General features: G+C 58.2%; 26 protein-coding genes. 14 read left to right on the top strand and 12 right to left on the bottom strand.

From position 1 onward, the window contains the following. Positions 1–26: 26 nt before the first annotated feature. Complete coding sequence (locus tag ACR0NN_RS11800) at positions 27–1,073, bottom strand: rod shape-determining protein (protein ID WP_170685433.1); 1,047 nt, start codon at positions 1,071–1,073, stop codon at positions 27–29. Between the two features lie 155 nt (positions 1,074–1,228). Here ACR0NN_RS11800 and ACR0NN_RS11805 point away from each other — a divergent pair, with 155 nt between their 5' ends. Then, the gene (locus ACR0NN_RS11805; RefSeq protein WP_170722003.1) at positions 1,229–2,014 is read left to right on the top strand and encodes a 23S rRNA (adenine(2030)-N(6))-methyltransferase RlmJ; all 786 of its coding nucleotides are present in this window, start codon (positions 1,229–1,231) and stop codon (positions 2,012–2,014) included. A 166-nt stretch (positions 2,015–2,180) separates the two neighbouring features. On the opposite strand, the gene ACR0NN_RS11810 is transcribed toward ACR0NN_RS11805, so the two are convergent. Beyond that, positions 2,181–3,749 carry a 2-isopropylmalate synthase gene (locus ACR0NN_RS11810; protein WP_170721997.1) on the bottom strand — a complete coding sequence of 523 codons (1,569 nt, stop codon included), beginning with the start codon at positions 3,747–3,749 and terminating at the stop codon, positions 2,181–2,183. A 274-nt stretch (positions 3,750–4,023) separates the two neighbouring features. On the opposite strand from ACR0NN_RS11810, the gene ACR0NN_RS11815 reads away from it, so the two are divergent. Beyond that, a complete protein-coding gene (locus ACR0NN_RS11815; RefSeq protein WP_170721995.1) occupies positions 4,024–4,689 on the top strand; it encodes an SDR family NAD(P)-dependent oxidoreductase in 666 nt (221 codons plus the stop codon). A gap of 7 nt (positions 4,690–4,696) precedes the next feature. On the opposite strand, the gene ACR0NN_RS11820 is transcribed toward ACR0NN_RS11815, so the two are convergent. Further along, on the bottom strand, positions 4,697–6,193 hold the full coding sequence (locus ACR0NN_RS11820; RefSeq protein WP_170721992.1) for a 2-isopropylmalate synthase: 1,497 nt from the start codon (positions 6,191–6,193) through the stop codon (positions 4,697–4,699). Positions 6,194–6,340: 147 nt separating this feature from the next. Between ACR0NN_RS11820 and ACR0NN_RS11825 the strand changes: the two genes are divergently transcribed. From ACR0NN_RS11825 to ACR0NN_RS11835, 3 genes are all read left to right on the top strand, one after another. Then, complete coding sequence (locus tag ACR0NN_RS11825) at positions 6,341–7,999, top strand: NAD+ synthase (RefSeq protein WP_170721990.1); 1,659 nt, start codon at positions 6,341–6,343, stop codon at positions 7,997–7,999. Positions 8,000–8,334: 335 nt separating this feature from the next. Continuing rightward, complete coding sequence (locus ACR0NN_RS11830; RefSeq protein WP_480684720.1) at positions 8,335–8,556, top strand: hypothetical protein; 222 nt, start codon at positions 8,335–8,337, stop codon at positions 8,554–8,556. 148 nt (positions 8,557–8,704) lie between these two features. Continuing rightward, positions 8,705–10,036, top strand: a complete 1,332-nt coding sequence (locus ACR0NN_RS11835) for an NAD(P)/FAD-dependent oxidoreductase (RefSeq protein ID WP_170721986.1) — start codon at positions 8,705–8,707, stop codon at positions 10,034–10,036. A 3-nt stretch (positions 10,037–10,039) separates the two neighbouring features. On the opposite strand, the gene ACR0NN_RS11840 is transcribed toward ACR0NN_RS11835, so the two are convergent. After that, positions 10,040–10,972: an MBL fold metallo-hydrolase gene (locus ACR0NN_RS11840; protein WP_170721984.1), complete on the bottom strand. Its 933-nt coding sequence runs from the start codon at positions 10,970–10,972 to the stop codon at positions 10,040–10,042. Between the two features lie 116 nt (positions 10,973–11,088). On the opposite strand from ACR0NN_RS11840, the gene ACR0NN_RS11845 reads away from it, so the two are divergent. Together ACR0NN_RS11845 and gltX are read left to right on the top strand one after the other, a co-directional pair. Next, on the top strand, positions 11,089–11,523 hold the full coding sequence (locus tag ACR0NN_RS11845) for a DUF1801 domain-containing protein (protein WP_170721982.1): 435 nt from the start codon (positions 11,089–11,091) through the stop codon (positions 11,521–11,523). A gap of 60 nt (positions 11,524–11,583) precedes the next feature. Next, complete coding sequence (gltX, locus tag ACR0NN_RS11850; RefSeq protein WP_170721980.1) at positions 11,584–12,909, top strand: glutamate--tRNA ligase; 1,326 nt, start codon at positions 11,584–11,586, stop codon at positions 12,907–12,909. 15 nt (positions 12,910–12,924) lie between these two features. Here gltX and ACR0NN_RS11855 read toward each other — a convergent pair whose 3' ends face one another. Continuing rightward, complete coding sequence (locus tag ACR0NN_RS11855; protein ID WP_170721978.1) at positions 12,925–13,536, bottom strand: gamma-glutamylcyclotransferase family protein; 612 nt, start codon at positions 13,534–13,536, stop codon at positions 12,925–12,927. 94 nt (positions 13,537–13,630) lie between these two features. Between ACR0NN_RS11855 and ACR0NN_RS11860 the strand changes: the two genes are divergently transcribed. Then, positions 13,631–14,077, top strand: coding sequence for an Rrf2 family transcriptional regulator (locus tag ACR0NN_RS11860; protein WP_170721977.1), 447 nt, complete (start codon positions 13,631–13,633; stop codon positions 14,075–14,077). Between the two features lie 2 nt (positions 14,078–14,079). Here the strand turns inward: ACR0NN_RS11860 and ACR0NN_RS11865 are convergent, their stop codons facing one another. Further along, complete coding sequence (locus ACR0NN_RS11865; protein WP_170721976.1) at positions 14,080–16,608, bottom strand: FtsX-like permease family protein; 2,529 nt, start codon at positions 16,606–16,608, stop codon at positions 14,080–14,082. Then, complete coding sequence (locus tag ACR0NN_RS11870; protein WP_170721974.1) at positions 16,605–17,300, bottom strand: ATP-binding cassette domain-containing protein; 696 nt, start codon at positions 17,298–17,300, stop codon at positions 16,605–16,607. Before ACR0NN_RS11870 ends, ACR0NN_RS11865 begins: the two co-directional genes overlap by 4 nt. Before the next feature lie 69 nt (positions 17,301–17,369). Here ACR0NN_RS11870 and ACR0NN_RS11875 point away from each other — a divergent pair, with 69 nt between their 5' ends. After that, entirely contained in the window at positions 17,370–17,990 is a 621-nt protein-coding gene (locus ACR0NN_RS11875) for an arylesterase (RefSeq protein ID WP_170721971.1), read from the top strand. A gap of 9 nt (positions 17,991–17,999) precedes the next feature. Continuing rightward, on the top strand, positions 18,000–18,614 hold the full coding sequence (locus ACR0NN_RS11880) for an SOS response-associated peptidase (protein ID WP_170721967.1): 615 nt from the start codon (positions 18,000–18,002) through the stop codon (positions 18,612–18,614). Here ACR0NN_RS11880 and ACR0NN_RS11885 read toward each other — a convergent pair. Together ACR0NN_RS11885 and ACR0NN_RS11890 are read right to left on the bottom strand one after the other, a co-directional pair. Beyond that, complete coding sequence (locus ACR0NN_RS11885; protein WP_170685366.1) at positions 18,611–19,165, bottom strand: L,D-transpeptidase; 555 nt, start codon at positions 19,163–19,165, stop codon at positions 18,611–18,613. The two genes, ACR0NN_RS11880 and ACR0NN_RS11885, sit on opposite strands and share 4 nt — an antisense overlap. A 168-nt stretch (positions 19,166–19,333) precedes the next feature. Beyond that, the gene (locus tag ACR0NN_RS11890) at positions 19,334–19,540 is read right to left on the bottom strand and encodes a cold-shock protein (protein WP_170573203.1); all 207 of its coding nucleotides are present in this window, start codon (positions 19,538–19,540) and stop codon (positions 19,334–19,336) included. Positions 19,541–19,867: 327 nt separating this feature from the next. On the opposite strand from ACR0NN_RS11890, the gene ACR0NN_RS11895 reads away from it, so the two are divergent. After that, positions 19,868–20,173: an REP-associated tyrosine transposase gene (locus ACR0NN_RS11895; protein ID WP_480684725.1), complete on the top strand. Its 306-nt coding sequence runs from the start codon at positions 19,868–19,870 to the stop codon at positions 20,171–20,173. On the opposite strand, the gene ACR0NN_RS11900 is transcribed toward ACR0NN_RS11895, so the two are convergent. Both ACR0NN_RS11900 and ettA read right to left on the bottom strand, forming a co-directional pair. Further along, the gene (locus ACR0NN_RS11900; protein ID WP_170721965.1) at positions 20,163–21,068 is read right to left on the bottom strand and encodes a hypothetical protein; all 906 of its coding nucleotides are present in this window, start codon (positions 21,066–21,068) and stop codon (positions 20,163–20,165) included. The two genes, ACR0NN_RS11895 and ACR0NN_RS11900, sit on opposite strands and share 11 nt — an antisense overlap. A 136-nt stretch (positions 21,069–21,204) precedes the next feature. After that, positions 21,205–22,872 carry an energy-dependent translational throttle protein EttA gene (gene ettA, locus ACR0NN_RS11905; RefSeq protein ID WP_010442471.1) on the bottom strand — a complete coding sequence of 556 codons (1,668 nt, stop codon included), beginning with the start codon at positions 22,870–22,872 and terminating at the stop codon, positions 21,205–21,207. A gap of 138 nt (positions 22,873–23,010) precedes the next feature. Between ettA and ACR0NN_RS11910 the strand changes: the two genes are divergently transcribed. The 3 genes from ACR0NN_RS11910 to dacB all read left to right on the top strand — a co-directional run bounded on the left by ACR0NN_RS11910 (position 23,011) and on the right by dacB (position 25,680). Further along, positions 23,011–23,481: an MOSC domain-containing protein gene (locus ACR0NN_RS11910; RefSeq protein WP_170721963.1), complete on the top strand. Its 471-nt coding sequence runs from the start codon at positions 23,011–23,013 to the stop codon at positions 23,479–23,481. A gap of 32 nt (positions 23,482–23,513) precedes the next feature. Continuing rightward, positions 23,514–24,134 carry a nicotinate-nucleotide adenylyltransferase gene (locus ACR0NN_RS11915; protein WP_170721961.1) on the top strand — a complete coding sequence of 207 codons (621 nt, stop codon included), beginning with the start codon at positions 23,514–23,516 and terminating at the stop codon, positions 24,132–24,134. A 67-nt stretch (positions 24,135–24,201) separates the two neighbouring features. Beyond that, positions 24,202–25,680 (top strand): D-alanyl-D-alanine carboxypeptidase/D-alanyl-D-alanine endopeptidase, encoded by a 1,479-nt coding sequence (dacB, locus tag ACR0NN_RS11920; RefSeq protein ID WP_170721958.1) that lies wholly within the window; start codon positions 24,202–24,204, stop codon positions 25,678–25,680. Here the strand turns inward: dacB and ACR0NN_RS11925 are convergent. Beyond that, the gene (locus ACR0NN_RS11925) at positions 25,677–26,099 is read right to left on the bottom strand and encodes a tellurite resistance TerB family protein (protein WP_170721956.1); all 423 of its coding nucleotides are present in this window, start codon (positions 26,097–26,099) and stop codon (positions 25,677–25,679) included. The genes dacB and ACR0NN_RS11925 overlap by 4 nt on opposite strands. Positions 26,100–26,159 lie beyond the last annotated feature (60 nt).

Consider the following 26,159-nt stretch of genomic DNA (forward strand, 5'->3'; position numbering starts at 1 on the left):
GTTCTCACCCCAATAGGGTGCGCGCCTTAGCTTTCGTAGTCAATCGCGTGGCGCAGTTGTTTTTCGTATTCCAGCGCCTTTCCGGTGCCTAAAGCCACACAATTCAGGCTTTCATCGGCAATCGACACGGCCAGACCGGTCTGTTCCCGCAATGCCAGGTCAAGATCACCCAGCAAAGCGCCACCGCCGGTCAGCATCACGCCCCGGTCCACAATGTCTGCGGCCAGATCCGGTGGCGTAGTTTCCAGCGCGGTCATTACGGCTTCGCAAATTGCCTGAACCGGTTCCGAGAGCGCCTCGGCCACTTGGGCCTGACTGATCTCGATTTCTTTCGGCACACCATTCAGCAGATCACGGCCCCGGATATGCATCGACTGGCCGCGCCCATCGTCGGGCATGCGGGCGGTGCCGATGGTGGTCTTGATGCGTTCGGCGGTGGATTCACCGACCAGCAGGTTCTGCTGGCGACGCAGGTACGAGATGATGGCTTCGTCCATCCGGTCTCCACCAACGCGGACCGAACGGGCATAAACGATGTCACCCAGCGACAGAACAGCCACTTCGGTGGTGCCGCCGCCGATATCGACGACCATGTTACCGGTCGGATCGGTAATCGGCATGCCCGCGCCAATTGCTGCGGCAATCGGTTCAGCAATCAGGCCCGCGCGCCGCGCACCTGCAGACAGAACCGACTGGCGGATCGCGCGTTTTTCTACTGGCGTTGCACCATGAGGGACGCAGACGATGATTTTCGGCTTCGAGAAGGTCGAGCGTTTGTGCACCTTGCGGATAAAATGCTTGATCATCTCTTCGGCGGTGTCAAAATCGGCGATGACACCTTCGCGCATTGGACGGATCGCTTCGATCGAACCCGGGGTCCGCCCCAGCATCAGCTTGGCATCTTCCCCGACGGCCAGAACTTTCTTCACACCATCCTTGACGTGATACGCCACAACCGAAGGTTCCGACAGGATCACGCCGCGCCCTTTGACATAAACCAGCGTGTTCGCCGTCCCGAGGTCAATTGCCATGTCTGCTGAGAACAGGCCGCCCAGATTGCCAAAGATGCCCATATTTTCACTGATCCCGTTTATCAGAATTTCCACTGCCCGCGACTCGACGGTTCCGGGACGGATGCCTTATAGGGTGCCAACTCGCCCGGTTAAAGGGCTGATTCCGCGACAGTCAGCACCTTTCCGCCTTATTGATGGGGACTTTAGAAGGCAAGATGCTCTCATATCAACACATTTACCACGCAGGAAATCTGGCTGATGTACAAAAGCACACATTATTGGCGTGGACGCTGCAGTATCTGACCCAAAAGGACAAACCACTCAGCTATATCGAAACACATTCGGGGCGTGGGTTATATCAGCTTGATGCGGCCGAAGCGGTTCGGACGGGTGAAGCAGCCGCCGGTATCGCGCGGGCGCAGCGAGAGGAGTGGTTTGACCCGGGTCACCCGCTGGCACAGGTGTTGAAGGCCGTGCAGGCTCGCCATGGGGCGCAGGCCTATCCCGGATCACCACTGATCGCGGCCAATTTGCTACGCGTTCAGGATAGCCTGCACTTTGCCGAGTTGCATCCGCAAGAGCATGCGGCGCTGTCGCTGACGCTGTCTCCGTTCGGAGCCAAGGTCTATCAGCAGGATGGCTTTGACTTGGCGCATTCCCTGCTGCCGCCAACGCCAAGGCGGGGGATGTTGCTGATTGATCCCAGCTATGAAGTAAAGGCCGAGTATGATCGCATGCCCGGGCTTATAGCCAAGCTGCATCGCAAGTGGAATGTTGGGGTGATCGCACTTTGGTATCCAATCCTGACGGATGCGCGACACAAGGCGATGATCTCGTCGCTGAAATCCGCTGGATATCCGAAAACGATTTGCCACGACGTTACATTTCCTCCGGCGCGTGAAGGCCATCGCATGGTGGGATCGGGAATGTTTATACTGAATGCGCCCTTTGGGATCGAAGAGGAAACACATCGTCTGTCCCAAATGTTCCCGGAACTCTGAACACTTTGAGCGCAGTGTAAATGCTCCCGCTCCGTTTGCCTGCATCAAAGATGCCGTCAAACGCGTTGAGCCCGGCGGCGCGCCAGAGGCGCGCCGCCGGGCTCAAAACCCAAGAAGGGTCGGCGAAGCCGGGCCGCCGCGGGTGCGGGAGCGTTTCGCCTTTTGATCAGGTCAGGTCTTTATAGCTGATCTCACGTGCGTCGGCCCCGGGGCCTGCCTTTTCGCGCCGCATGATCAGGCGATTCAGCGCGTGAATATAGGCTTTGGCCGAAGCAACAACCGTGTCAGTGTTGGCGGATTGACCAGTCGCGATCATTCCATCCTCTTCCAACCGCACCGAAACCGTCGCCTGAGCGTCCGTGCCTTCGGTGACCGCATGCACCTGATACAGCTGCAGATGCGCCTTGTTCGGATAGATTGCGCGGATCGCTTTGAAGGTCGCGTCAACCGGACCATCGCCGTGCTCGGTCGCGATGACGTCTTTTCCATCGAACTCCAATTCGACCGTCGATTCAGCCTGCCCGCCGGTGCCGCAGGTCACTTTCATCGACACCAGTTGCAGGCGATCATCGTCGTCGTCCAGCGACATCAAGGCGATCAGGTCATCGTCAAAGACCTCTTTCTTGCGGTCGGCAAGGTCCTTGAACCGGACGAAAATGTCCTTAAGCTGGTTGTCTCCGACCTCATAACCCAGCGTTTCCAGCTTGTCCCGCAATGCGGCGCGGCCCGAGTGTTTGCCCAAAGGCAAAGATGTGCCCGACAGCCCGATATCTTCGGGCCGCATAATCTCGAAGTTTTCGCGGTTCTTCAGCATTCCATCCTGATGGATGCCGCTTTCGTGGGCAAAGGCGTTCTTACCGACAATGGCCTTGTTGAACTGGACCGGGAAGCCTGCAACCGTCGCCACCCGCCGCGAGATGTGCATGATCTTGGTCGTATCGATGCCGGTATGCCATGGCATGATGTCATTACGCGTGCGCAGGGCCATCACGACCTCTTCCAGCGCGGTGTTTCCTGCGCGCTCACCCAGGCCGTTGATCGTGCATTCGATCTGCCGTGCGCCCCCTGCGACCGCAGCCAGCGAGTTCGCAGTCGCCATGCCAAGATCGTTGTGGCAATGGGTGGCAAAAACCACCTCATCCGCGCCCGGCACCGTCTCGATCAGGCGTTTGATCAAATCCGCGCTTTCGACCGGGGCGGTGTAGCCAACCGTATCGGGGATGTTGATCGTGGTAGCACCCGCCTTGATCGCAATCTCGATCACGCGGCACAGGTAATCCCACTCAGTCCGGGTCGCATCCATCGGCGACCACTGCACGTTTTCGCACAGGTTGCGCGCATGGCTGACCGTTTCGTGGATTTTGTCGGCCATCTCGTCCATCGTTAGGTTCGGGATGGCGCGGTGCAGCGGGGAAGTTCCGATAAAGGTGTGGATCCGGTTCTTCTCGGTGTGTTTCACCGCCTCCCAACACCGATCGATATCAGCGAAATTCGCCCGCGCAAGGCCGCAGATGCGGCTGTTTTTCGACCGCTCAGCGATCTCGGACACCGCCTTGAAGTCGCCTTCTGATGCGATCGGGAAACCTGCCTCGATGATATCGACCCCCATCTCATCGAGAAGCTCGGCAATTTCCAGCTTTTCGTTATGGGTCATGGTCGCGCCGGGGCTCTGCTCGCCGTCGCGCAAGGTGGTATCGAAGATCAAGACGCGGTCTTGGTCGGTTACATTGGTCATGGGGTACTCTTTCTTCTTCTGTCCTAAGCCTCTTGGCGCGCTGGCGTCCTCCTCTGAGCGGGCGCGCCGGATGGCACGCTCAGAGGCGGATTAGGATCAGTAGACCACGCAGCGACGCACCGCATTGGGCGGCGTCAGCAAAAGCGATATCTGCGCGGTTGATCATGCATCCAGCTTATACAGCGCAGGTCGTGAATGAAAAGCGGGAAAATGAATAGGGGTGGAATTTGAGTAATCAGTTGAAGGTGCCGGGATTTCGTCTAGCTCTGAAACCATGGAAACTGCATTGATTATTGGCGCCTCTGGCGGAATTGGACGCGCGCTGAGTGCGCAATTGCAGGTGCAGGGTGTTGAGGTTGCGCGTCTGTCCCGATCTGTGGATGGGTTTGATCTGAGTGTCCCAGATAAGGCCGAACAGATATTGGAGTCTCTCCCCGGGCCGTTCGACGCAGTTATTGTCGCAACCGGAGCGCTTGAGATTGACGGGGCAACACCTGAAAAGTCGATGCGTGCGGTTTCTGCCCACGCGATGATGGATCAGTTTGCCCTGAATGCGGTTGGTCCGGCGTTGGTTCTTAAACAGGCATACAGACTATTACCGCGAGACCGGCGATCGGCAATCGTCGTCTTATCGGCGCGCGTTGGGTCAATTGCAGATAACCGGTTGGGAGGCTGGGTAAGTTATCGCGCAGCAAAGGCCGCGGTGAACCAGATCGTCCATACGGCGGCAATTGAACTGGCGCGCACCCACAGACAAGCGGCCTGTGTCGCGTTGCATCCCGGCACGGTCAAGACGGCATTCACGCAGAAATATCTTGGACGCCATCCAGCGGTCGAGCCTGAGGCGGCGGCGCAGAATTTGCTTGCTGTGATCGCGGGGCTTTCACCTGCCGATACGGGTGGGTTCTACGATTGGGCTGGGAAACGTGTGCCCTGGTAGGTCGCGCCTAGCCGTCGCTTGTATCCGTGGTATCCGCGTTGGATTCGGGATCTGACGGCGCAGGCGCAGGCGCAGGCTCTGGTTCTGGCGTTTCGATTGCAGTCTCGGCTTCACGCGCGAGTGTATCGTTCTCCCAGGTGCCCGTTTCGACCTCACCACCGGCGAAGCGCATTGTGCCTTCTCCGTGGCGTTTGTTGTCCAGGAAATTGCCCTCATAAACGTCGCCGGTTTCATAGGTGGCCGTCCCTGCGCCGTTGATTTTCCCTCCGGACCATTCGCCCGAATAGCTGAAGCCACCGGGGCGAGTCAGCGTGCCTACGCCGTGGCGTTGACCATCCAGAAAATCGCCATCGTAGATGGTTCCATCAGGAAATGTGGCTTTGCCTTTGCCTTGTCGGACGCCATCTACCCAATCCCCATCATAGCGATAGCCGTTGGCGAAGGTCAGAACGCCTTTGCCATGGCTGCGCGCATTTTTGAATTGGCCCGTGTAGACCGTGCCATTGGGATATGTCGCGGTTCCTGTGCCTTCAAACACGCCAGCGACCCAATCACCATCATAGACAGTGCCGTTTGGATAGGTCGTGCGGCCTTTGCCGTGCTGCAGATCGTCCAAAAAATCGCCTACATACACGGACCCATCCGCATAGGTTACTTCGCCCAGACCGGCGATCTGACCATCTGACCATTCGCCGGAATAGCGAAAGCCATCAGGGCCGGTAAAGGTCCCTTGCCCGTCGCGTAGGTCATCCGCGAAATTGCCCACGTACACCGCACCGCTGGCATAGGTAACCTTGCCTTCGCCCTGACGCCGCCCGCTGACCAAAGCACCCTCATAGACATCCCCATTAGGCAGGGCCAACCGCCCGTTACCGGTCATTTGATCGTCGACCCATTCGCCGGAATAGGACATCCCGCCAGCGAGGTTCAGATTGCCGGTGCCATTGCGCTTGCCTGCCTTGACGTCGCCCTCATAAGTACTGCCATCGGCATAGGTGATCTTGGCCTTGCCTTCCTTGCGGCCATCGACCCAGTCGCCATCATAGACGTATCCGTCAGGGCCGGTTAGGACACCTTGACCGTGGCGCTGAGCCTCTTTGAACGTGCCTTCATACCGCATGCCATTGATGTATTCTGCAATGCCCGCGCCATTGATCGCGCCATTGGACCATTCGCCTTCATAGGTTTGCCCATCGGCATATGTAATCTTGCCGCGACCCTCTGGTTGGCCCTTGACGAACTCGCCTTCGTAGATTGAGCCATTGGTGTAGCGCGCAACGCCTTGCCCCTGGATTTCACCTTCGATCCATTGCCCGGAGTATTCGAACCCGCTTGGCAACCGATAAGTCCCGGTGCCGTGCCTCAGGCCGTTTTCGAATGTGCCTTCATAGACACCTCCGACGTCGTCGTCAGCTATTCTGACCTGATCGTTTTGTTGCGCTGACGCAAATTGTACCAGCATGGCAAATGTAGCAGCGGTAATGGATGTGCGGATCGCTTTCATATTTGTACCTGCCTGCGGCTCTTATGACGTGTTGGCGCAAAACTAGGATACCGTCGGGGGCAGAGCAACGGGTTTTGCCGCATTTGCCTTTCACTCGCGCTGTGATCTGTTAAATCCCTGAAGGACTGACGAGGGCAAGAGGGCAAAATGGCCGACCGTTTCCGCATCACTCTGGCGCAATTGAACCCAACTGTTGGGGATATCGAAGGCAATGCCGCAAAGGCTACAGCAGCTTGGCAGAAGGGGCGCGAAGCACAGGCCGATCTGGTAGCACTGCCTGAAATGTTCATCACCGGCTATAACACTCAGGATCTGGTGATGAAGCCGGTATTTCACCGGGCTGCCATGCGGGCCGTGCAGGCACTGGCGGAAGACTGCGCCGATGGCCCTGCTCTGGCAATCGGTGGCCCTTGGGTCGAAGACGAAAAGCTTTATAACGCCTATCTCATCCTTCGGGGCGGGAAGATTGTCAGCAAGGTCCTCAAGCACCACTTGCCGAACGAAACCGTCTTTGACGAAGTGCGCTTGTATGACGCCGGTCCGATGGGTGGGCCTTATGCTGTGGGCAATGTCCGCATCGGGAGCCCGATTTGCGAGGATGGCTGGCACGAGGATGTCGCCGAAACGCTTGAGGAAACCGGGGCCGAGTTTCTGCTGATCCCCAACGGCTCGCCCTATTTCCGAAACAAATACGATATCCGGCTGAACCATATGGTGGCCCGCACGGTCGAGACCGGTCTGCCGGTGATCTATCTGAACATGGTCGGCGGTCAGGATGATCAGGTTTTTGACGGTGCCACCTTTGGTCTGAACCCCGGCGGAGAGCTTGCGTTTCGCATGCCCGTCTTTGATGAGGCGGTGCAAAATATCGACCTGTTGCGCACAAAAGACGGCTGGCAGATCGATCTTGCAGAGGTGGTTCCGCAGCCGGATGAGTGGGAGCAGGACTATCGCGCGATGGTCCAGTCCCTGCGTGACTACATGGATAAAACCGGCTTCAAAAAGGCGGTGCTTGGCCTGTCAGGGGGCGTCGACTCGGCACTGGTTGCAACGATTGCAGTTGATGCCATCGGCGCGGACAATGTGCGCTGCGTGATGTTGCCTTCGGAATATACCAGCCAAAGCTCTTTGGATGATGCCGAAGCCGTCGCCAAGGCGCTGGGTGTTCACTATGATTTCGTGCCGATTTCCGAAGGCCGGACCGCGGTGACCAACTCGCTTGCGCCGCTGTTTGCCGGGCGCGATGAGGATTTGACCGAAGAAAACGTTCAGTCGCGCCTGCGTGGCTTATTGCTGATGGCGATCTCGAACAAGTTTGGCGAGATGCTGCTGACCACTGGCAATAAATCCGAGGTCGCGGTGGGGTATGCCACCATCTATGGAGATATGAACGGTGGCTATAACCCGATCAAAGACCTGTACAAGACCCGTGTGTTTGAAACCTGCCGTTGGCGCAACGCCAATCACCGCGATTGGATGATGGGCCCGCAAGGAGAGGTCATTCGTCCTTCGGTCATCGACAAGCCGCCGAGTGCCGAACTGCGTGAGGATCAGAAAGATAGCGACAGCCTGCCGGATTACCCGGTTCTCGACGCAATTCTTGATATTTTGGTGGATCAGGACGGCTCGATAGCCGATTGCGTCGCCGCTGGCTTCGATGAGGCTGAAGCGCGGCGCGTTGAGCATCTAATTTATATCAGTGAATACAAGCGCTTCCAATCTGCGCCGGGTACTCGACTGACGCCAAGGGCCTTCTGGCTGGATCGTCGATACCCCATCGTGAATCGCTGGCGAGATCGGAACTAAGCGCTGTTCTCGGTGCCAGCGTCGATATTGTTGCGATTTGCGAACCAATGGTACGATCAGAATTCCATTGTAACTGCTATGCCGTTGTTTGTGCGATGAAAACTCAGGTTTGACTTGTACGCGGGTCCCTTTTTTGCCACATTTGTGACAGGGGTTCGCCTCATATGGGGCGGGTGTGACGCAATCCGGTAGGTTGGCCTGCCATTTTCAGACCCAACGATCTGGATTGTTAAGCTGGAAAGGGCATCCGTGTTTGGGATGTCAGTAAAGGTATTGGTGGTAAAATGACGAATGGGTACGATAAACCTCTTCATTCTCCGTCGCTGTTGAAGCCGATGGAATCTCGTCCTCGCGAACTTGATGAAGCAGCCGTTGATGCAGCGATTGCGGATATCTTGAGCCAAGAGGCGCCTGCGTCGCAGACGGCATCCGGCACATCGCTTTTGCGACCGGAATTCCCGGTTCTGCAGTCGCAGGAATCGATCGCGACGAAAACTGAACACGGGCTAAGCTCGGTGCTGCGTCAAAAGTGGGCGCAATTGTCCGGGGCGGCCTGATCAGAAGGTTATGTGCGGCGGGAATCGCCGCGCGTTGGCCGATTGGCCACAGGTTCCTGCAATTGGCGGGAATAACGGCGTTTGCACATTGCCAGTGCAATCGTCTTCAGGCTGGATGACGCTCTGACGAATTAGCACCGAGCGGTTGATGCCTGGCCCTACTCCGACACCCGTCGAATCTGATCTTTTACTCCCTAAACACGTAGATGTTGTCGTAATTGGCGGCGGAATCATTGGAACCTCGACAGCCCTTGAACTGGCTGAGCGTGGTGTTTCCGTTCTGTTGTGCGAGAAAGGCCGAATAGCGGGCGAACAAAGTTCACGCAATTGGGGCTGGGTTCGGTTGGGCACACGTGATCCGCGCGAAATTCCCCTGATGCAAGAGGCGATCGGGGCTTGGAAAGGGCTGGATGCACGGCTTGGTCGGGCGACGGGGTACACCCAATCGGGGATCGTGTTCGGAGCATCGGGTTCAAGGGATGAGGCAAATCTGGCGCGATGGTTGCAGCATGTTGAAGGGCTGCAAACTGGTGCACGCATGGTGTCCGGGCCTGAACTGGAAATGCTATTACCAAACAGCGCTATGAAGCTGCGTGCGGGTCTCTACATGCCGCAGGATGGTCGGGCCGAGCCGCAGTGGGCGGCACCCGCCATCACTGAGGCGGCCCGTGAACGCGGCGCCGCAATCATGACGCAATGTGCAGTCCGGAGTGTTGATCTTGAGGCCGGTCGGATCTCTGGCGTTTTCACTGAGCGTGGGCGCGTAAGTTGCAGCCAAGTCGTGCTTGCAGGCGGGGCATGGTCGCGTCTGTTTGCAGGCAACGCAGGGATCGATTTGCCCCAGCTCAAGGTGCTGAACACCGTCATGCGCACCTCACCGGTAGAGGCAGGGCCCGACGTGTCGCTGTGGAGCGATGCGTTTGCCATCCGGAAACGCGCGGACGGGGGATATACCATCGCTTCGGGGCACGAAAACACTGTGGATATCGTCCCTGATAGCTTTCGCCTTGCGAAACAGTTTCTGCCCGCCTTTCGGCAAGAATGGCGCTCGCTGAGGTTTCGATTGTCCGGTCGCTGGGTGACCGAGGCTAAACAGGACAAGGCCTGGGTACCAACCGATGTGACTCCGTTCGAGCATTGCCGTGTTCTGGACCCCGAACCGTCGCAAAGAGTGTTGCGGCGGGCTTGGGCCAGCGCCCGAAGGGCGCTACCTGCGTTGGACGGGGCAGAAATCGTCCAAAGCTGGGCCGGAATGATCGATGTGACCCCGGATGCAATCCCAGTCATCTCACAGGTTGATGAAATCCCCGGCCTGCATTTTGCGACCGGATTTTCCGGCCATGGGTTTGGCATTGGCCCCGGTGCTGGACGCCTGACGGCTGATCTGGTTACCGGAGCTGCACCTTGTGTTGATCCGGCCGCCTTTCGCCTGTCCCGTTTCACGGATGGCTCAAAAGTGCGGCCGGACCCTGGATATTAGAGCTTAGCCCATCATCTGATAGCTGACCGGAACGAACCGGAACCCGTCGCCTCGGGTTTCAACATATCCGGCTGCCGGGAAGGGCATGTGATAGCCGATCATCGGCACTTTGTCCGCAGCCAGCATTCCCAGCACATTTCGGCGAGATGCGGTTGCGGCGGCGGCATCCATGTCAAAGCTGAACGGCCATTCAGGGTGTGCAAAAGACCAGACATAGTGGTTTGCCAGATCCGCCGTCAGCACCAGTCGTTGGCCGTTGCTTTCAAGATGGTAGACCGTGTGGCCGGGCGTATGCCCGTAGGCAGCGACGGCCGTGATCCCCGACGCCACCTCTCCGCCATCTTCCAGGAAAGTCATCTTCTCGACCTGAGGTGTGACCTTCGCAGCTACCATATCTCCGACGCGGTTCCCTGCTTCCAGGGCCGACCAGAAATCATATTCCGGAGCGGCGGTCACAAATCGCGCGTTGGCGAATGTCGGCGCGTCATTTGTCGTCATGCCGCCGATATGGTCGGGATGCATGTGGGTAATCACCACCACATCAACTTGATCGGGTGTTACGCCTGCATCAGCCAGCGCGGCCTGTATTCCACCTTGCCCCAGACCTGTGTCGAACAATACCAGTTCCGAACCGGTATGGACCAGCGTGGGGGTAAAGAAGAATTGTGCGACGTTAGTGGGGATGAAGTTTTCGGCCGAGACAGCCGCAAATTCATCATCGGCCACTTCGGCGGCAAAAAGCGCCTTTGGATCGTCGCGGGGGACGCTGCCGTCCAGCAAAGTTGTAACGGTGAAATCACCCAGCTTGAAGGATTTGGCGATGGTCGAATTTGCCTTGGCCGCCTCACCTGCCGCCAGAACCGGGGCTGCTGCTGATGCAAAAGGCAATGCCGCTGCTGCACCCAGAGTAGCTCTGCGTGTCAATTTGATGGTCATGTCGATGTCTCCCTGTCAGAACGCCAGTATTGGAATTAGCTCGGCGTGGGTCGCTTGCCAGTTATAGACGCATTACATGGGCTGCGTGGATGAACATTACGTGTTAATTTTTGTTCATGCCGCAAACTCAGAACAAAACGGTTCCCACTGGGCAGAACGTCGCCGATTTTCTGGCGGCAGTACAGCCTGCGCGCAAAGCGGAAGAGGCGCAGGTGCTGGACAGGCTGTTTCGAGAAATCACCGGATATGCTCCAACGATGTGGGGGCCGTCGATTATCGGCTATGGCCGATATCACTATCGCTATACGTCAGGGCGCGAGGGGGATTTTCTGGCAACCGGGTTTTCTCCGCGCAAGGCTGCGCATTCCATTTACATCATGCCGGGATATGCTGATTTCAGCGACATCTTGTCGAGGCTGGGCAAGCACAAGCTGGGTAAATCCTGCCTTTATGTGAACAAGCTGCCGGATATCGATCTCGACGTGCTGCGTGAACTGATCAAAGCCGGGCTTGAACGTCTGGATGCAATGTGGCCGGTCGAGCCTACCTGAAAGCCCCTGCTGGACAAAAACGCGCCCATGTGAGATGAGCCGCGCCAACAGGAGAACTCCATGACCACGACCCGTTTTGCCCCGTCGCCCACCGGTTACATCCATGTGGGCAACCTGCGCACCGCCCTGATGAACTATCTGATCGCTCGCAAGGCTGGCGGTACATTCATTCTGCGTATCGATGACACCGATCCTGAGCGGTCGAAGGAAGAATATGTCGATGCGATCAAACAGGATCTGGAATGGCTGGGCCTGCATTGGGATCGGGTCGAGCGTCAGTCAGAGCGGCTGGACCGCTATGCCGAGGCTGCGGACAAGCTGCGCGAGATGGGCCGGTTTTATGAGGCGTTCGAAACGCCGACCGAGCTGGACCTGAAGCGCAAGAAACAGCTGAACATGGGCAAGCCGCCGGTCTATGACCGTGCGGCGTTGAATCTGTCGGATGCCGAGAAAGAAGCCCTGCGTGCCGAACGCGGCAATGGCGTCTGGCGGTTCAAACTGAACCACGAGCGGATCGAATGGAACGATGGCATTCTGGGCGACATCTCGATTGATGCGGCCTCGGTCTCTGATCCGGTGCTGATCCGGGGAGATGGTCAGGTTCTGTATACGATTGCTTCTGTGGTCGATGACACCGAAATGGGCGTAACCGATGTCGTGCGCGGCTCGGATCATGTCACCAATACTGCAACGCAGATTCAGATCATCGAAGCCCTGGGCGGCACCTGTCCGCGTTTCGCGCACCATTCACTGCTGACCGGCCCACAGGGCGAGGCGCTGTCGAAACGTCTGGGTACTCTGGCCCTGCGCGATCTGCGCGAACAGGGTGTACAGCCGATGGCCCTGCTGAGCCTGATGGCGCGGTTGGGGTCGTCTGACCCGGTCGAACTGCGCTCGGATATGTCCGAGCTGATCGACGGGTTTGACATCAATCGTTTTGGCGCGGCGCCGACCAAGTTTGACGTGCAGGACCTGTTCCCGCTAACCGCGAAGCACTTGCAATCGCTGCCGCTGGCCGATGTGGCTGATGCCGTGGCCGACGCAGGCGTTCCGGCAGAACTGGCCGAACCGTTCTGGGCAATGGCGCGCGAGAACATCACCACCTTGAGCGATCTCAAAGGATGGTGGGACCTGTGCCGCGAAGGGGCTGAGCCATTGATCGCGGATGAAGACCGTGAATTCATTGCCGAGGCGATTGCCCTGTTGCCCGAAGGTCCGTTCGATGCGGAGACATGGGGGACATGGACCAAAGCCGTGAAAGAGGCAACGGGCCGCAAAGGCAAAGGCCTGTTCATGCCACTGCGCAAAGCGCTGACCGGGATGGAGCGAGGGCCAGAGATGGCTTCCTTGCTGCCGCTTCTGCAGGTTATCCGCGCGCGCGGCTAGCCTACCGGGTTGACCTTAAAAAACGAAGGAGGCAGGCAAATCGCCTGCCTTTCTTTGTTCTTCGGGCTGCAAGACCCGGGCTGAAACGCGTTGCAACCGGTCATTCACGAATTCAGTTTCAACGGGCTTTAACTGTTGATGTCGGGGATAACGCGGCTCGGCCCGATCGTTCAAAATCGGTGCGTCCCAGCCATCAGTTGTGGCAAAGAAACGATCCGCGCCATCTGGTCCAAATGCCCGCAGGTAACCCTGTACGACCACATCGATATAGCTCAGCAGCAGCGGATGGCGATTGTTGGGCGCGGTGTGGCGGTCATGGGGAACCGCATAGACTGCGATTTCTGCTTCTTGCGTCAGGGTATGGGTTACGGAATGCGTGGCCAATACCCGGTCATAGGCCCATTCCCGTTCATCCAGCGCAGCCCAGTCGTTTTTTGGCACATGGGCGATCATGCCCTCGATTTCTGAATCCGGGTCGGGAATTGCTGTCAGAAAGGCCACCGGGCGCAGATCGGTGTGCCGCCACGCCCGCCGCCACCCCTTCAGCCGCGCAGGGCGCGGATCGGGAAAGTCGTGTGTCGACAGGTTCACGAGGCTGCCATAACCGAAAAAATAGGGGTCTGCCATGTGCGTCGCGTCCTTCTTTGACGATTGATGTATGTCAAACAGTCTTTTCACGGGACATGCAATAAGGCTTCATCGTGAGATTCGGGAGGTCCTCATGCGGATTACCAAACGGACAAACATTGCAGTGCGGGTTTTGATGTATTGCGCCGCACATCAGGATCGACTGGTCACCAAGGCTGAGATCGCTGAAGTCTGCAACATCTCGGAAAACCATCTGGCGCAGGTGATCAACCAGCTCAGCCAGTTGGACTATCTCAGCACCCAACGGGGCCGCAATGGCGGTATGACGTTGGCGCGCCCGGCGGATCAGATCCGTGTCGGATCGGTGTTCCGCCATGTTGAAGGCGGTTTGCCGATTGCCGAGTGTTTTGCGGATGCTGACAACACCTGCCCGCTGACGGATGCCTGCCGGTTGCGGTTGGCGCTGCAGGATGCAGCTGAGGTGTTCTATGCCTCGCTCGATGAAATCACGCTGGACGCGCTGGTGTGTGACAATGATCAATTACTGAAGATATTACAGCCGGTCGCCTGTATGCGCTGACCTCAGTCGCTGGCGCGCAGAATGCGCGCCGGTCGTACAGACAGCGGCCTGAGGGCGAAAACCATCCCCGCGCCCAGCGTGACGCCGACCCCGGCGAAGACGATCCCCAGCGCGGACGACCAGATAACCGCGAAATCCGTGTCGAATATATACGTGGCCACGGCCCAGCCGCCCAAGATACCGGTTAATAGGGCAACGCAACCAGCGGCTGCCCCCAACAGGATCGCGCGCAGCGCAAAGCTGCGCAGTATGCGTCCCCGGTTTGCACCCAGAGTTTTGAGGATCGCGGCCTCATATCTGCGCGCCGGTTCTCCTGCGGCAGCAGCGCCGATCAGCACCAGAAAACCGGTCAACAGGGATACGCCCGCGCCGTATGAGGTGGCTGCCGCCAGCCCCGCCAGAAGGCCCGAAACCCGGTCGATGGCGTCCCTGACTCTCACCGCGGTGATGTTGGGAAATTGCCCGGCCAGATCGCGCAGGATGGCAGCCTCGGCCTCTTCTTCTGCATAAACTGTCGCGATAAAGCTATGCGGTGCACCCGCCAATGCTGAGGGGTTAATCGACATGATAAACCCAATCCCCGCGGTCGAGAAATCAACCTCGCGTAGTGATGTGATCTCGGCGGTGATGTCGCGCCCCAGAATATTTACGGTCAGCTCATCGCCCAGTTTCAGCCCCATCTCGGCGGCCTCTTCTGCGGCAAAGCTGACCTGAGGCGGGCCGCTGTAGTCCTCGGGCCACCACTCACCGTCGGTGACACGGGCGTTCTGTGGCGGTTGAGCCGAATAGGTCACGCCCCGATCGCCGTCCAGCACCCAGTGATCACCTGCGACTTCGCGTGCGGATTGCCCGTTGATCTTGGTGATAATCCCGCGCAGCATCGGTGCGCTTTCAACGCGGCTGACGGCGGGGTCATTATTCAGACGTTCGCTGAACCCGGGCATCTGATCCTTTTGGATATCGACGAAGAAATACGAGGGTGCAACTTCTGGCAGGTTCCCTGAGATCGCGTTGCGCAAGGTACCGTCGATCTGCCCCACGGCTGCAAGGACTGAAAGGCCGAGGCCTAATGACAGAACTACCGAAGCGGCCCCTTCGCGTGGGTCAGAGATAGCCGACAATGCCCACCTCACGGCCGGGTGACCTCGCACCCATGGTGTCCCGGTGCGCGCCAGTTTTCGAATGGCGAACGCGGCAAGCGCCAACAGGGCCAGCGCCCCCGCAAGTCCTGCGCTGGTCCACAAGGTCAAACGGGTTGAACCGCTGAACCAAGCGGCGGATCCGATCAACACAGCAAGGCCAAGGGCTGTTGCGCCGACGTAGATCAAGCGCGGAAAGCTGCGGGCTGAAGACAGCGCATCGCGGAACAAGGTGGCGGCGCGCACTTCTTCCGTTCTGGCCAACGGCCAGAGTGTAAACAGGAACGCCGTCAGCACGCCATAAAGTGCAGCCTCCGCCAATGGTTGTGGATAGATCGAAAACACTGCCGGAATCGGGAGTTGAGATTCGATAACCGGGGCCAGAAGCATGGGCAGCGCTCCGCCGAGGAACAAGCCCAGGACAATACCAACGCCGGACAGAACAGCGATCTGAATCATATAGGTTTGAAAAATCGTCGCCCGGTCCGCGCCCAAGGTGCGCAGGGTCGCGATGGTCTCGGTCTTCTGGGAAAGATAAGCGCGCACGGCAGCCGATACACCAATCCCGCCGACCGCCAACCCGGACAGGCCCACCAGCACCAGAAATGCGCTCAGGCGGCCGACGAATTCGGATATGCCCGGCGCGCCATTGCGAGCATCAGTCCAGCGCATGCCGGTGCCTTCAAAGGCCTGTCTTGCCTCTGACGACAGCGCATCCAATTGGGCTGCTGCTGGCAAATCCATTCTGTATTTCGTTGAGAACAAAGTGCCCGGCGCCAGCAGGCCCGAGGATTGCAAGTCCTCGGTTCGAACCAAGGTGCGTGGTCCCAGCGAAAAGCCATCTGCTGCACCGTCCGGCTCGTGCTCCAGCGCAGCCATCAGAACAAAGGTCTGCGTGCCAAGGTCGAACTGGTCGCCCACCGAAAGGTTCAAACGGTCAATCAAAGACGGAGCCATCACCGCACCGGGTAGCCCACCGGTGCCAGCCAAGGCGTCAGCCAAAGATAGCTCGGGTTCCAAAACGGCCGATCCTAATAGTGGATAGGCTTCGTCCACCGATTTGACTTGGGTTAACCCTCGCTGCACTTCAGCGCCATCACGCGTCACGGCCATGGACCTGAAATCAACGACCTCAGAGACCGCTTGCGCGGTTTCGGCCATCCACGCGCGTTCCTGATGATTGGCAAAGCGATAGGTGAATTCCAGCTGGGCATCCCCGCCCAGAAGCGACGCGCCCTCTTGCTGCAAACCGGTCTGGATGGCCTGACGCACCATGCCGACCGCTGCAATTGCCGCAACGCCCAAAGCCAAACAGGCCAGAAAAACACGAAACCCGCGCAATCCTCCGCGCAGTTCGCGTCGCGCCAGACGACCGGCCAGACGCAGGCTCATTCGGCGGCCTCGCGCTGGGATTCTTCGGCGATACGTCCATCCCGCAAGCGTACGACGCGGTCGCATTTTTGTGCCAAAGTATGGCTGTGCGTTACCAGAACCAGGGTCGCGCCGTGGCGATCACGCAGTCCGAACAACAGGTCAATGATTGCCGATCCATTGGCTTCGTCCAGATTGCCGGTCGGCTCATCCGCCAGCAAAATCTGTGGACGCGGGGCCGAGGCGCGGGCCAGTGCCACGCGCTGCTGCTCACCACCTGACATTTGCGCGGAGTAGTGATCGCGTCGGTGCGACAGGCCCACGGCATCCAATTCAGCCTCAGCGCGCTGAAAAGCATCCTTGTGCCCTGCCAGCTCAAGCGGAGTTGCCACGTTTTCAAGCGCCGTCATCGTCGGGATCAGGTGGAAGTTCTGAAACACAACTCCCATCGCATCGCGCCGGAACCGCGCCAGCGCATCTTCGCCCATGTCGTTCAAATCTTGACCTAATGCGCTAACGCGACCAGCGGTGGCCTGCTCCAGCCCGCCCATCAGCATCAGCAGGGAAGACTTGCCCGAACCGGAGGGGCCGACCAGCCCCAGTGTCTCGCCCTTGTTCACTGTCAGTGAGATGTCGTGCAGGATATCCACTCTTCCGGCATTGCCATCCAGCGATAATGCGGCATCTTGGAGGGTGAGAACAGGTGTCGTCATCTATCAGGCCATCAAGAGGGGTACAGTCCATTGGGATATGGCGCGAAACAGAAACTGCGCAAGGGTTTGATGTCGTGTGTGTTCATCTGTTGCGGATTTGCAGCGACGGCAGAGCCGGTGGTGATCGCAGCGCTCGGGGATTCCCTGACGCAAGGCTACGGGCTGCCGGAACGGGACGGTTTTGTGCCACAATTGCAGCGCTGGTTGCAGGCGGAAGGGGCGGATGTTCAATTGATCAACGCAGGTGTTTCCGGAGACACCACTGCGGGCGGTGCGGCCCGCGTTGACTGGACCCTGACACCTGATGTCGATGGCATGATCGTGGCCCTTGGAGGCAATGATTTGTTGCGTGGGATCGATCCGGACGTGTCACGCGGAAATCTTGAGACGATCCTGAACGCTGCAGCGGCATCGGATGTTCAAGTGCTGCTGATCGGGATGCAGGCGCCTGGAAACTACGGCGCTGACTACAAGCAGAGTTTTGATGCCATGTATCCCGAGCTGGCCCAGCAATTTGGCGCGCTCTATGCGGAAAGCTTCTTTGATGGGCTCACAACCGAGGGCGACCCAGAAGCTGCGCGTCAGTTCATGCAGCCAGATGGCATCCATCCGAACGCTGAAGGTGTAACGAGGATTGTCGAGTCTCTGGGCCCCTCTGTCTTGGCGCTTACAGAACGCGCAGTTGAATAGGAGGGGGCGATGCCGGGCCGGTTCTTCCTGACGCGATCAATGGCAGAAATCGCGAGTTTTCTGAACGTTGAAAACAACCTTGGGCCGCAGCCCCCACGCAGAAATATTCAACCGGGTCAGGAGGTTGTTGTTCTCGCCCGCGATGGGCTGACGACCATGCGTTGGGGCATGATCCCCGTTGGCAGGGTCAATGCGCGCGGACGTCCCGTTATGGAGACCATCATCAATGCCCGTTCCGAGACGGTTTTTGACAAAAGCGCATTTGAGGGTGTCGGGCGCGCGGTCATTCCGGTGGATGGCTGGTACGAATGGACAGGAGAAAAGCGGCGCAAAACAGCGTGGCGCATCGCGGCCAAAGACGGATCACCGCTGCTGTTTGCAGCGATCACCGATACTTGGGAGGCGCCGGGCGGGTTGCGCGTGGATCAGGTTGCCGCAGTGACCTGCGCGCCCAATGCCGATGTTAAGCCGATCCATCATCGGATGGGCGTGCTGCTGAAGGCGCAGGACGTGCAGCGCTGGTTGCATGGGGCTGAAGAAGAAGCGCAGAGTTTGGCTCGCCCTTGGCCCGAAGGTCGATTGACGATTGAAGAGGCTGACGACGTCGATTGGTCGGCGGCCTAGACCACGGTAACGACCGTTCCGATTGGCACTCTGTTATACAGATCGATCACATGCTCGTTCAGCATTCGGATGCAGCCGTTTGAGGCCGCCCGGCCGATCGTCTGCGGTTGCGTTGTGCCGTGGATGCGGAAATAGGTGTCGATCCCGTTCTGGAACAGATACAAAGCCCGAGCACCCAAGGGGTTATCGCCGCCGCCGGGCTGAACATAGTCGTTGTCCTTGAACCGGCCATAAGCCACTGGGTCGCGCTCGATCATCTCATCGGTTGGCCGCCAAGTGGGCCATTCCTTTTTAACATCGATCGTTGCTGTCCCGGTGAACTCCAGACCGGCCTTGCCGACACCGCAGCCATAGCGGACCGCCTTGCGGGGTTCGGTTATATAATAAAGGTAGAATGACCGCGGAACGACCAGTAGCTGCCCCGGTTGGAACTGCTTTTTAACGCGCACGAATTGCGGCGTCGGATCATACTCGACCGCCTTCTTGGCGCTGGCGACACCCGGCAGCAGGCTTGCAGCGGTACCGGCCAGAAAGACACGGCGTGTGAACATGGTGACACCCCTCAAATGAGCAAAGAAATCATACTTACGGATCAGTATGATAACCGATTTGGGCAAACTTGGGGCGTCTACACCGATTTGTGAAGCTATGCCCTGTCACATGAGGCAGTTTGATCACAGTATGTAAGGGCAGGAGAAAAACCCTGCCCTTTCAGCGGCTTAGGCCAGCTGGATGTCGTCCGCACTTTCGCGGCCGTCACGACCAGCGCGCAGCTCGTACGTGACTTTCTGGTTGTCGGCCAGACCGGTAAGGCCCGAACGCTCGACCGCCGAGATGTGTACGAAGATGTCTTTGCCGCCATCTTCGGGTGCAATAAAGCCGTAGCCTTTGGTGGTGTTGAACCATTTTACGGTGCCTGCTGGCATATCCGTTGTCTCCTGTTTGGTGCTGCCCACGGAGTTGCGGCAGCCCGGCGTCGTTGTCTGGATCGAGTGACTGAACGCCGTAGAAGGAGACAGTAGGTCGAAATAGAAAAACGTAAGCCTCTTGGATATGGCATCGGTCAGACGGTGTGGCAAGGGCGGATTGTATGGATTGTACAAGGGTTTGAGGGGGAATCGTCCGTCTTGTACAAAAATCCGCCGATGAGTTTGGTTATTGAATGGCGGGACATTGATAAGCTTAAGTTATCTTGTGGGCGCGTACGCCGGCCCTTTAGAGCCCGTTAACCAAGCCCATGATCCTCTCACGGCATGAGCGATTATCGACGGATACGCATTCCCGGAGCCAAATACTTTTTTACCGTGTCTCTGGCCGACCGGTCGTCAGATTTGCTGGTGCGTGAGGTGGCGCATTTGCGGGCGGCCTTTGCGGCAACGCAGAGAGAGCGGCCGTTCTGGTGCGATGTATTTGTGGTGTTGCCGGATCACCTGCACGCGGTTTGGACCTTGCCGCCGGGGGATACGGATTATTCGACGCGATGGGGTGCCGCGCTGAAGCCTGGCCTACAAGATGGAGTGATAGGTTCGTGCGCCCATCCTGCTCTCGCTAATCAATAAATACGACGCGAACAAATTTTCTTAAACGTAAGACCCAAAACGACACAAAGGCGAACCACGCGATCGCAAAAATTACTGTGTTTGACGCCTTCCAATCAAATTTTCGAGTGAGCCCCTCAGGATCGATTTTATAAACGTAATCAGAGAGATACATCGTGTCTTGTGTCGCGCAATTATTGTCAAATGCCTCTGTTAGTGGGAAATCCAAATTTTCGAAGTCGACTGGCCACAACCCTTCGCTCTCGAATTTCTCAATGTTTTCATTGTTGTCGATATCTAACAGGTATCTTTGCGAGCAATTAATAAGGACGGAATGATCATTCTTTTTGATCTGATCATATGACAATGAAGTCCCAAGCAGGCTGATACCCGTGATGAATCCAATCTGGAAAACCGCAAATTTGTTTATACTTTCTTCGCGTAGTGATCGAAAAAGAAGATAGCCCATGAACAACGCAATATGAAAAACAATCGCTAGGTATAGAATGATGAACAGCTCAATAATCGCCCTGCTGTCTGACTTAAAAAGAATATAAAGCGAAGCAATTCCACAAATAAGGCAAAAAGACCGCGAAAACTTTAGCTGGTGATCCATCTCTATTGTGGTTTCCTCGGAGATATCTTGCCCGGCATCTGAAAGCCCAGAAGCTGAAGGTCCAAGTTTTCCGATTTCAGGTGGTCGGTATAAAAATGACAAGACCACTGTGCAGGCAATCACCAAATAGATAGGCACATGGTACATCCATCCAAATGGGTTTTCGAACAAGGCGTTATCGGGCAGCAGCAAGCATGCCAGAATTGCAACAGATACTAGGACATAGGGCGATTTGTTTGGCCTCAGATAGTCCAGAAAAGGCATCAGTGGAGCCGCGAGAGCTGTAATCGGATCAGCCATAACATTCTCAAACAAAGAAACTTCTGTGAAGTTATCAGAATTCTGAGAATTTTGAAAATGACGCGTGAAAAAAGGCCATCCCGGTATCCCAGGATTGGCCTCGTTCATTTTTTGATTTTTCAGTTGTGGTCTGTGTTCACCGCGCAAACTTCTTATGCTTCAACCGCTTGGGCTCCAGCGCGTCTGGGCCCAAACGGCGCTTTTTGTCCTCTTCGTAATCCTCGAAGTTGCCCTCGAACCACTCCACATGGGCATCACCCTCGAACGCCAGAATATGCGTGCAAATCCGGTCGAGGAAGAAGCGGTCGTGCGAGATGACGACGGCGCAGCCGGCGAAATCGACCAGCGCGTCTTCCAGTGCGCGCAGGGTTTCGACGTCCAGATCGTTGGTCGGTTCGTCGAGCAGCAGGACGTTGCCACCCTCTTTCAGCAGGCGGGCCATGTGGACGCGGTTGCGTTCACCGCCTGACAGCAGCGAGACCTTTTTCTGCTGATCTCCGCCCTTGAAATTGAACGACGAGCAATAGGCGCGGGAATTGACCTGTGCGTCGCCCAACTGAATGATCTCGGCGCCGCCGGTGATCGCCTCCCACACGGTGTCATTGTCTTTGAGGTCGTCGCGGGACTGGTCGACATAGGACAGTTCGACCGTGTCGCCCAGCGTGATGGTGCCGCTGTCGGGCTGTTCCTGACCGGTGAGCATCTTGAACAGGGTTGATTTACCGGCGCCATTGGGGCCGATGACGCCGACGATGCCGCCGGGGGGCAGGGCAAAGTCCAGCCCTTCGATCAGTTGCTTGTCGCCCATGTGCTTCGACAGGCCCTCAACCTCGATCACCTTGCCGCCAAGGCGCTGGCCGTTGGGGATGACGATCTGGGCACGGGTCAGCTTTTCACGCTCGGACTGTTCGGCCAGTTCGTTATAGGCGTTGATCCGGGCCTTGGATTTGGCCTGACGGGCCTTTTGGCCCTGACGCATCCACTCCAACTCGCGTTGCAGGGTCTTCTGCTTGGACTTGTCCTCGCGGGCTTCCTGCTCCAGCCGTTTGGCTTTTTGTTCCAGCCATGCGGAATAGTTGCCCTCGTAAGGAATGCCGCGGCCCCGGTCGAGTTCGAGGATCCAGCCGGTGATGTCATCCAGGAAGTAACGGTCGTGAGTGACGATCAGGATGGTGCCTTTGTAGTCGATCAGGTGCTGTTGCAGCCAGGCGATGGTCTCGGCGTCCAGGTGGTTGGTCGGTTCGTCGAGCAGAAGCATGTCGGGCGCTTCCAGCAGCAGCTTGCACAGCGCCACGCGGCGTTTCTCACCACCAGAGAGGTTGGCGATGTTGGCGTCATCCGGCGGGCAGCGCAGCGCCTCCATCGAGACGTCGATCTGGCTGTCGAGGTCCCACAGGTTTTCGGCGTCGATCGCGTCCTGCAGGGTGGTCATTTCCTCCATCAGCTCGTCCGAGTAGTTCTCGGCGATTTCCATGGCGATTTCGTTGAAGCGGTCGACCTTGGCCTTTTTCGCGGCCACGCCCAGCATGACGTTTTCGCGGACGGTGAGCGATTCATCTAGCTGCGGTTCCTGCGGCAGATAGCCGACCTTGGCGCCCTCGGCGGCCCATGCCTCACCGGTGAAATCGGTGTCGAGGCCCGCCATGATCTTCATCAGCGTCGACTTACCCGCGCCGTTGACGCCGACGACACCGATTTTCACACCGGGCAGAAAGCTCAGGTGGATGTTTTCAAAGCACTTCTTGCCACCGGGATAGGTCTTGGAGACACCCTGCATGTGGTAGACATATTGATAGGCGGCCATGTCGCGTCCTCTGGGTCGGAGAAATTTGGTTGAAACGCTGGATATCCGAGGCGAGCGGGCGGGGCAAGCTGATGGTTTTGTGAATTTTCCATGGTCGATTGATGCGCTAGAACCGACACGACAAGGAGTGGTGGGGTTTTGGCAGAACTTGCAGAACTGATTGCCGGTTGGGCGCAGCCGGGACGGGTTGATTGGATCGGTCTTCGACCAGACCGACGCGCAGAGATGATTGCGGTGGATAAGGTCATGATCTCAGCCGACGGCCTCGACGGAGACCGCAGCCGTGCAGGCAAGCGGGCGGTGACTTTGATCCAGCAAGAACATCTGGCGGTAATTGGGTCTTATCTGGGGCAGGGGGCGGTTGCGCCGGAAATCCTGCGGCGCAATCTGGTGGTTTCGGGGATCAATCTGGCGGCGCTCAAGGGGCGTGAAGTACAGGTGGGCGAAGCGATTTTGCGTTTTACTGTGATCTGTGCGCCGTGCAGCCGGATGGAGGAAGCGCTGGGCGAGGGGGGCTATTCCGCTGTGCGGGGGCATGGGGGATGGTGCGCCGAGCTTGTGCGGCCCGGACGGGTCAAGGTAGGCGATGCGGTGCAGCCGATTGATTGACAAGCCGCCTCAGTTCTGAACATCAGCGGGGGATGGAGCGATATGCCATTCCATATGCGCGGCCCGGGCAGGTCGTGGGTTTGTTCGGGGGGTCGTTTGACCCTCCGCATCAAGGCCATGTGCATGTGACGCGAGAGGCGATGAAAGCCTTTGGGCTGGATCGGGTGTGGTGGCTGGCGTCACCGGGCAATCCGTTGAAAGAACGCGGACCTGCACCCTTGGCACAACGGGTCGCGGCGGCGCGCGATGTGATGCGGCATCCGCGGGTCGAGGTCACGGATATCGAAGCACTGACCGGGACGCGGGCGACGGCGGATACGTTGGCGGCGCTCAGACGGCTTTATCCAGGCGTCCGATTCGTCTGGCTGATGGGCGCGGATAATCTGGCGCAGTTTCATCGCTGGAAAGACTGGCGGCTGATCATGGACAGTATCCCGGTGGGCGTGGTGGCGCGGCCCGGCGATCGGATTTCGGCCCGGATGTCCCCGGCGGCGCGGCTTTATGCCAGGTACCGCATTGATGGGCAGGCGCGGCATTTGCTGGGGCGAGCGGACGCTCCGGCCTGGTGTTTCGTGAACGTGCCGATGGTTGATCTGAGTTCAACTGATCTTCGCAATCGCGGCATCTGGGGCGATGGGGTGTTGCCCGAATGACTCCTATCGGCGCATAATCTTAATCAAGTGATTGTCTGCATTAAAGCTCTGGGATTCTAATAGACCCATGGTTGATCGTATTTCGCGTCGTTTATTTCTGGGTGGATTGGGGGCGTCTCTGGTTCCGGGCACGGGTCTGGCCGAGGCGCCTTTGGTGTCTCTGCGCCCTGTTCTACGTGGGCCGCAACCCAGCGGGGCTGAGCGGCTGGTTAAGGCGGCGGGGCTGAGGGGCGAGGTTGTTTTTGCCGTGGCCGACGTGGAAACCGGAACGCCGCTGGAGGTGTTCGGCGAGGGCCAAAGCCTACCACCAGCCAGCGTCGCCAAGGCGCTGACGGCGCTTTATGCGCTGGATGTTTTGGGGTCAGAGCATCGGTTCGAAACGCGCCTGATCGCGGATGGGCCCATTGAGAACGGCATTCTGAAAGGTGACCTGATCCTTGCGGGTGGCGGTGACCCGCTGCTGGACACTGATGCGCTGGCGAGCATGGCAGCCAATTTGCGCAAGGCCGGGATTGTCGAGGTGCAGGGTGCGTTCAAAGTCTATGACGGTGCCTTGCCGTATGTGTTCAGTATCGACCCCGGGCAGCCGGATCATCTGGGCTATAGCCCGTCGATCAGCGGGATTTCCCTGAATTTCAACCGCGTGCATTTCGAGTGGAAACGCGAAGGATCTGGCTATGGCGTGACCATGGATGCGCGCAGTTCGAACTATAAACCGTCGGTCGAGATGGCCCGGATGCAGGTCGAGAACCGCAGCCTGCCGATCTATACCTATCAGCCAAGCGCGCGGCAGGATCGCTGGACCGTTGCCAAAGGCGCGCTGGGCAATGAAGGGGCGCGGTGGTTGCCGGTGCGCAAGCCCGCGCTTTATGCCGGGGATGTGTTCCGCACTCTGGCGCGGGTGAACGGCATCGTCCTGGGCCGGGTGCAGGTGACGCGGCAGGTGCCGCAAGGGACCGCTCTGGTCGTGCATCAGAGCGACCCGTTAGAGAGCATTCTGAAGGGGATGCTGAGATATTCGACCAATCTGACCGCTGAAATGGTTGGTCTGGCGGCCACGAAGGCGCGCGGGGTTGAACCGCAGAACCTCGAGGACTCGGCCGCCGAGATGAACCTTTGGGCGGCAGAGCGTTTTGGCGCGGAGGGGATCGCGATGCTTGACCATTCCGGTCTCAATGGCGCGTCGCGCATGGCCCCTGCGGGACTGGTCAAGGCGCTGGTTGCGGCGGGGCAGTCCAAGGAATTGCGGCCCCTTTTGCGCTCGTTCACTTTGGCTGACAAAAACGGGCGGCCGGTCAAGGATCATCCCATCAAGGTGGATGCGAAGACCGGGACGCTTAACTTTGTGTCTGGTCTGGGGGGCTATCTGACCACGCCTGACGGGATTGATTTGGCCTTTGCGATCTTCACGGCGGATACGGCGCATCGGGCCACCATCCCGCGCGCGTTGCGCGAACGTCCGGATGGCGCCCGCGCCTGGAACCGGCGATCACGCAGCTTGCAGCGCACTCTGATCGAGCGGTGGGGAACGATCTACGGCAGTTAAGTGGTGTGGCGCGCCCGTGCACCGCGTTCGATTGCGGCGGCGTGCAGTCGGTCAATGCTGAGTTCGTACCGGATTTCTTCCAGCAGGCGCAGTTCGGTTTCAGCCAGCGAACCGTCAGCGGCTGCGACGTCGCAGGCCAGTGCATAGGCCGTTTCATTCAAACGCTCGGGTAGGTTCTCGCGGATCAGGCCAAACAGGGCATCCAACCCATCCTCTTGTTCAAACAGGTCAAACACGATCTGCGAGACACGGCGCATGCGGTCGATATCGTAACCGGCAAAAACCGGCAGCATGTTGACCGCGCCTTCGATCTTGACCAGCTCGGCAGTGCGAATGGTCTCATCCGAGGCGGAGATCGCCACCATGATCGCCACAAGGCAATCCTGCGGGGACATGGGATGAGGGGTTTGCTCGGTCATGGGATCGTCCTGATTGATACGTCGGTTGCTGCACGATAGGAGCGGGGGCGGGGAGGTTCA

It is taken from the genome of Ruegeria sp. BA2 (assembly GCF_056539605.1).

What these genes read in the sequence shown, in the direction of transcription:
- ACR0NN_RS11800 (WP_170685433.1), bottom strand. Translation starts at nt 1,073, where the DNA reads ATGGGCATCTTTGGCAATCTGGGCGGCCTGTTCTCAGCAGACATGGCA.
- ACR0NN_RS11805 (WP_170722003.1), top strand. Translation starts at nt 1,229, where the DNA reads ATGCTCTCATATCAACACATTTACCACGCAGGAAATCTGGCTGATGTA.
- ACR0NN_RS11810 (WP_170721997.1), bottom strand. Translation starts at nt 3,749, where the DNA reads ATGACCAATGTAACCGACCAAGACCGCGTCTTGATCTTCGATACCACC.
- ACR0NN_RS11815 (WP_170721995.1), top strand. Translation starts at nt 4,024, where the DNA reads ATGGAAACTGCATTGATTATTGGCGCCTCTGGCGGAATTGGACGCGCG.
- ACR0NN_RS11820 (WP_170721992.1), bottom strand. Translation starts at nt 6,193, where the DNA reads ATGAAAGCGATCCGCACATCCATTACCGCTGCTACATTTGCCATGCTG.
- ACR0NN_RS11825 (WP_170721990.1), top strand. Translation starts at nt 6,341, where the DNA reads ATGGCCGACCGTTTCCGCATCACTCTGGCGCAATTGAACCCAACTGTT.
- ACR0NN_RS11830 (WP_480684720.1), top strand. Translation starts at nt 8,335, where the DNA reads ATGGAATCTCGTCCTCGCGAACTTGATGAAGCAGCCGTTGATGCAGCG.
- ACR0NN_RS11835 (WP_170721986.1), top strand. Translation starts at nt 8,705, where the DNA reads ATGCCTGGCCCTACTCCGACACCCGTCGAATCTGATCTTTTACTCCCT.
- ACR0NN_RS11840 (WP_170721984.1), bottom strand. Translation starts at nt 10,972, where the DNA reads ATGACCATCAAATTGACACGCAGAGCTACTCTGGGTGCAGCAGCGGCA.
- ACR0NN_RS11845 (WP_170721982.1), top strand. Translation starts at nt 11,089, where the DNA reads ATGCCGCAAACTCAGAACAAAACGGTTCCCACTGGGCAGAACGTCGCC.
- gltX (WP_170721980.1), top strand. Translation starts at nt 11,584, where the DNA reads ATGACCACGACCCGTTTTGCCCCGTCGCCCACCGGTTACATCCATGTG.
- ACR0NN_RS11855 (WP_170721978.1), bottom strand. Translation starts at nt 13,536, where the DNA reads ATGGCAGACCCCTATTTTTTCGGTTATGGCAGCCTCGTGAACCTGTCG.
- ACR0NN_RS11860 (WP_170721977.1), top strand. Translation starts at nt 13,631, where the DNA reads ATGCGGATTACCAAACGGACAAACATTGCAGTGCGGGTTTTGATGTAT.
- ACR0NN_RS11865 (WP_170721976.1), bottom strand. Translation starts at nt 16,608, where the DNA reads ATGAGCCTGCGTCTGGCCGGTCGTCTGGCGCGACGCGAACTGCGCGGA.
- ACR0NN_RS11870 (WP_170721974.1), bottom strand. Translation starts at nt 17,300, where the DNA reads ATGACGACACCTGTTCTCACCCTCCAAGATGCCGCATTATCGCTGGAT.
- ACR0NN_RS11875 (WP_170721971.1), top strand. Translation starts at nt 17,370, where the DNA reads ATGTCGTGTGTGTTCATCTGTTGCGGATTTGCAGCGACGGCAGAGCCG.
- ACR0NN_RS11880 (WP_170721967.1), top strand. Translation starts at nt 18,000, where the DNA reads ATGCCGGGCCGGTTCTTCCTGACGCGATCAATGGCAGAAATCGCGAGT.
- ACR0NN_RS11885 (WP_170685366.1), bottom strand. Translation starts at nt 19,165, where the DNA reads ATGTTCACACGCCGTGTCTTTCTGGCCGGTACCGCTGCAAGCCTGCTG.
- ACR0NN_RS11890 (WP_170573203.1), bottom strand. Translation starts at nt 19,540, where the DNA reads ATGCCAGCAGGCACCGTAAAATGGTTCAACACCACCAAAGGCTACGGC.
- ACR0NN_RS11895 (WP_480684725.1), top strand. Translation starts at nt 19,868, where the DNA reads ATGAGCGATTATCGACGGATACGCATTCCCGGAGCCAAATACTTTTTT.
- ACR0NN_RS11900 (WP_170721965.1), bottom strand. Translation starts at nt 21,068, where the DNA reads ATGGCTGATCCGATTACAGCTCTCGCGGCTCCACTGATGCCTTTTCTG.
- ettA (WP_010442471.1), bottom strand. Translation starts at nt 22,872, where the DNA reads ATGGCCGCCTATCAATATGTCTACCACATGCAGGGTGTCTCCAAGACC.
- ACR0NN_RS11915 (WP_170721961.1), top strand. Translation starts at nt 23,514, where the DNA reads ATGGAGCGATATGCCATTCCATATGCGCGGCCCGGGCAGGTCGTGGGT.
- dacB (WP_170721958.1), top strand. Translation starts at nt 24,202, where the DNA reads ATGGTTGATCGTATTTCGCGTCGTTTATTTCTGGGTGGATTGGGGGCG.
- ACR0NN_RS11925 (WP_170721956.1), bottom strand. Translation starts at nt 26,099, where the DNA reads ATGACCGAGCAAACCCCTCATCCCATGTCCCCGCAGGATTGCCTTGTG.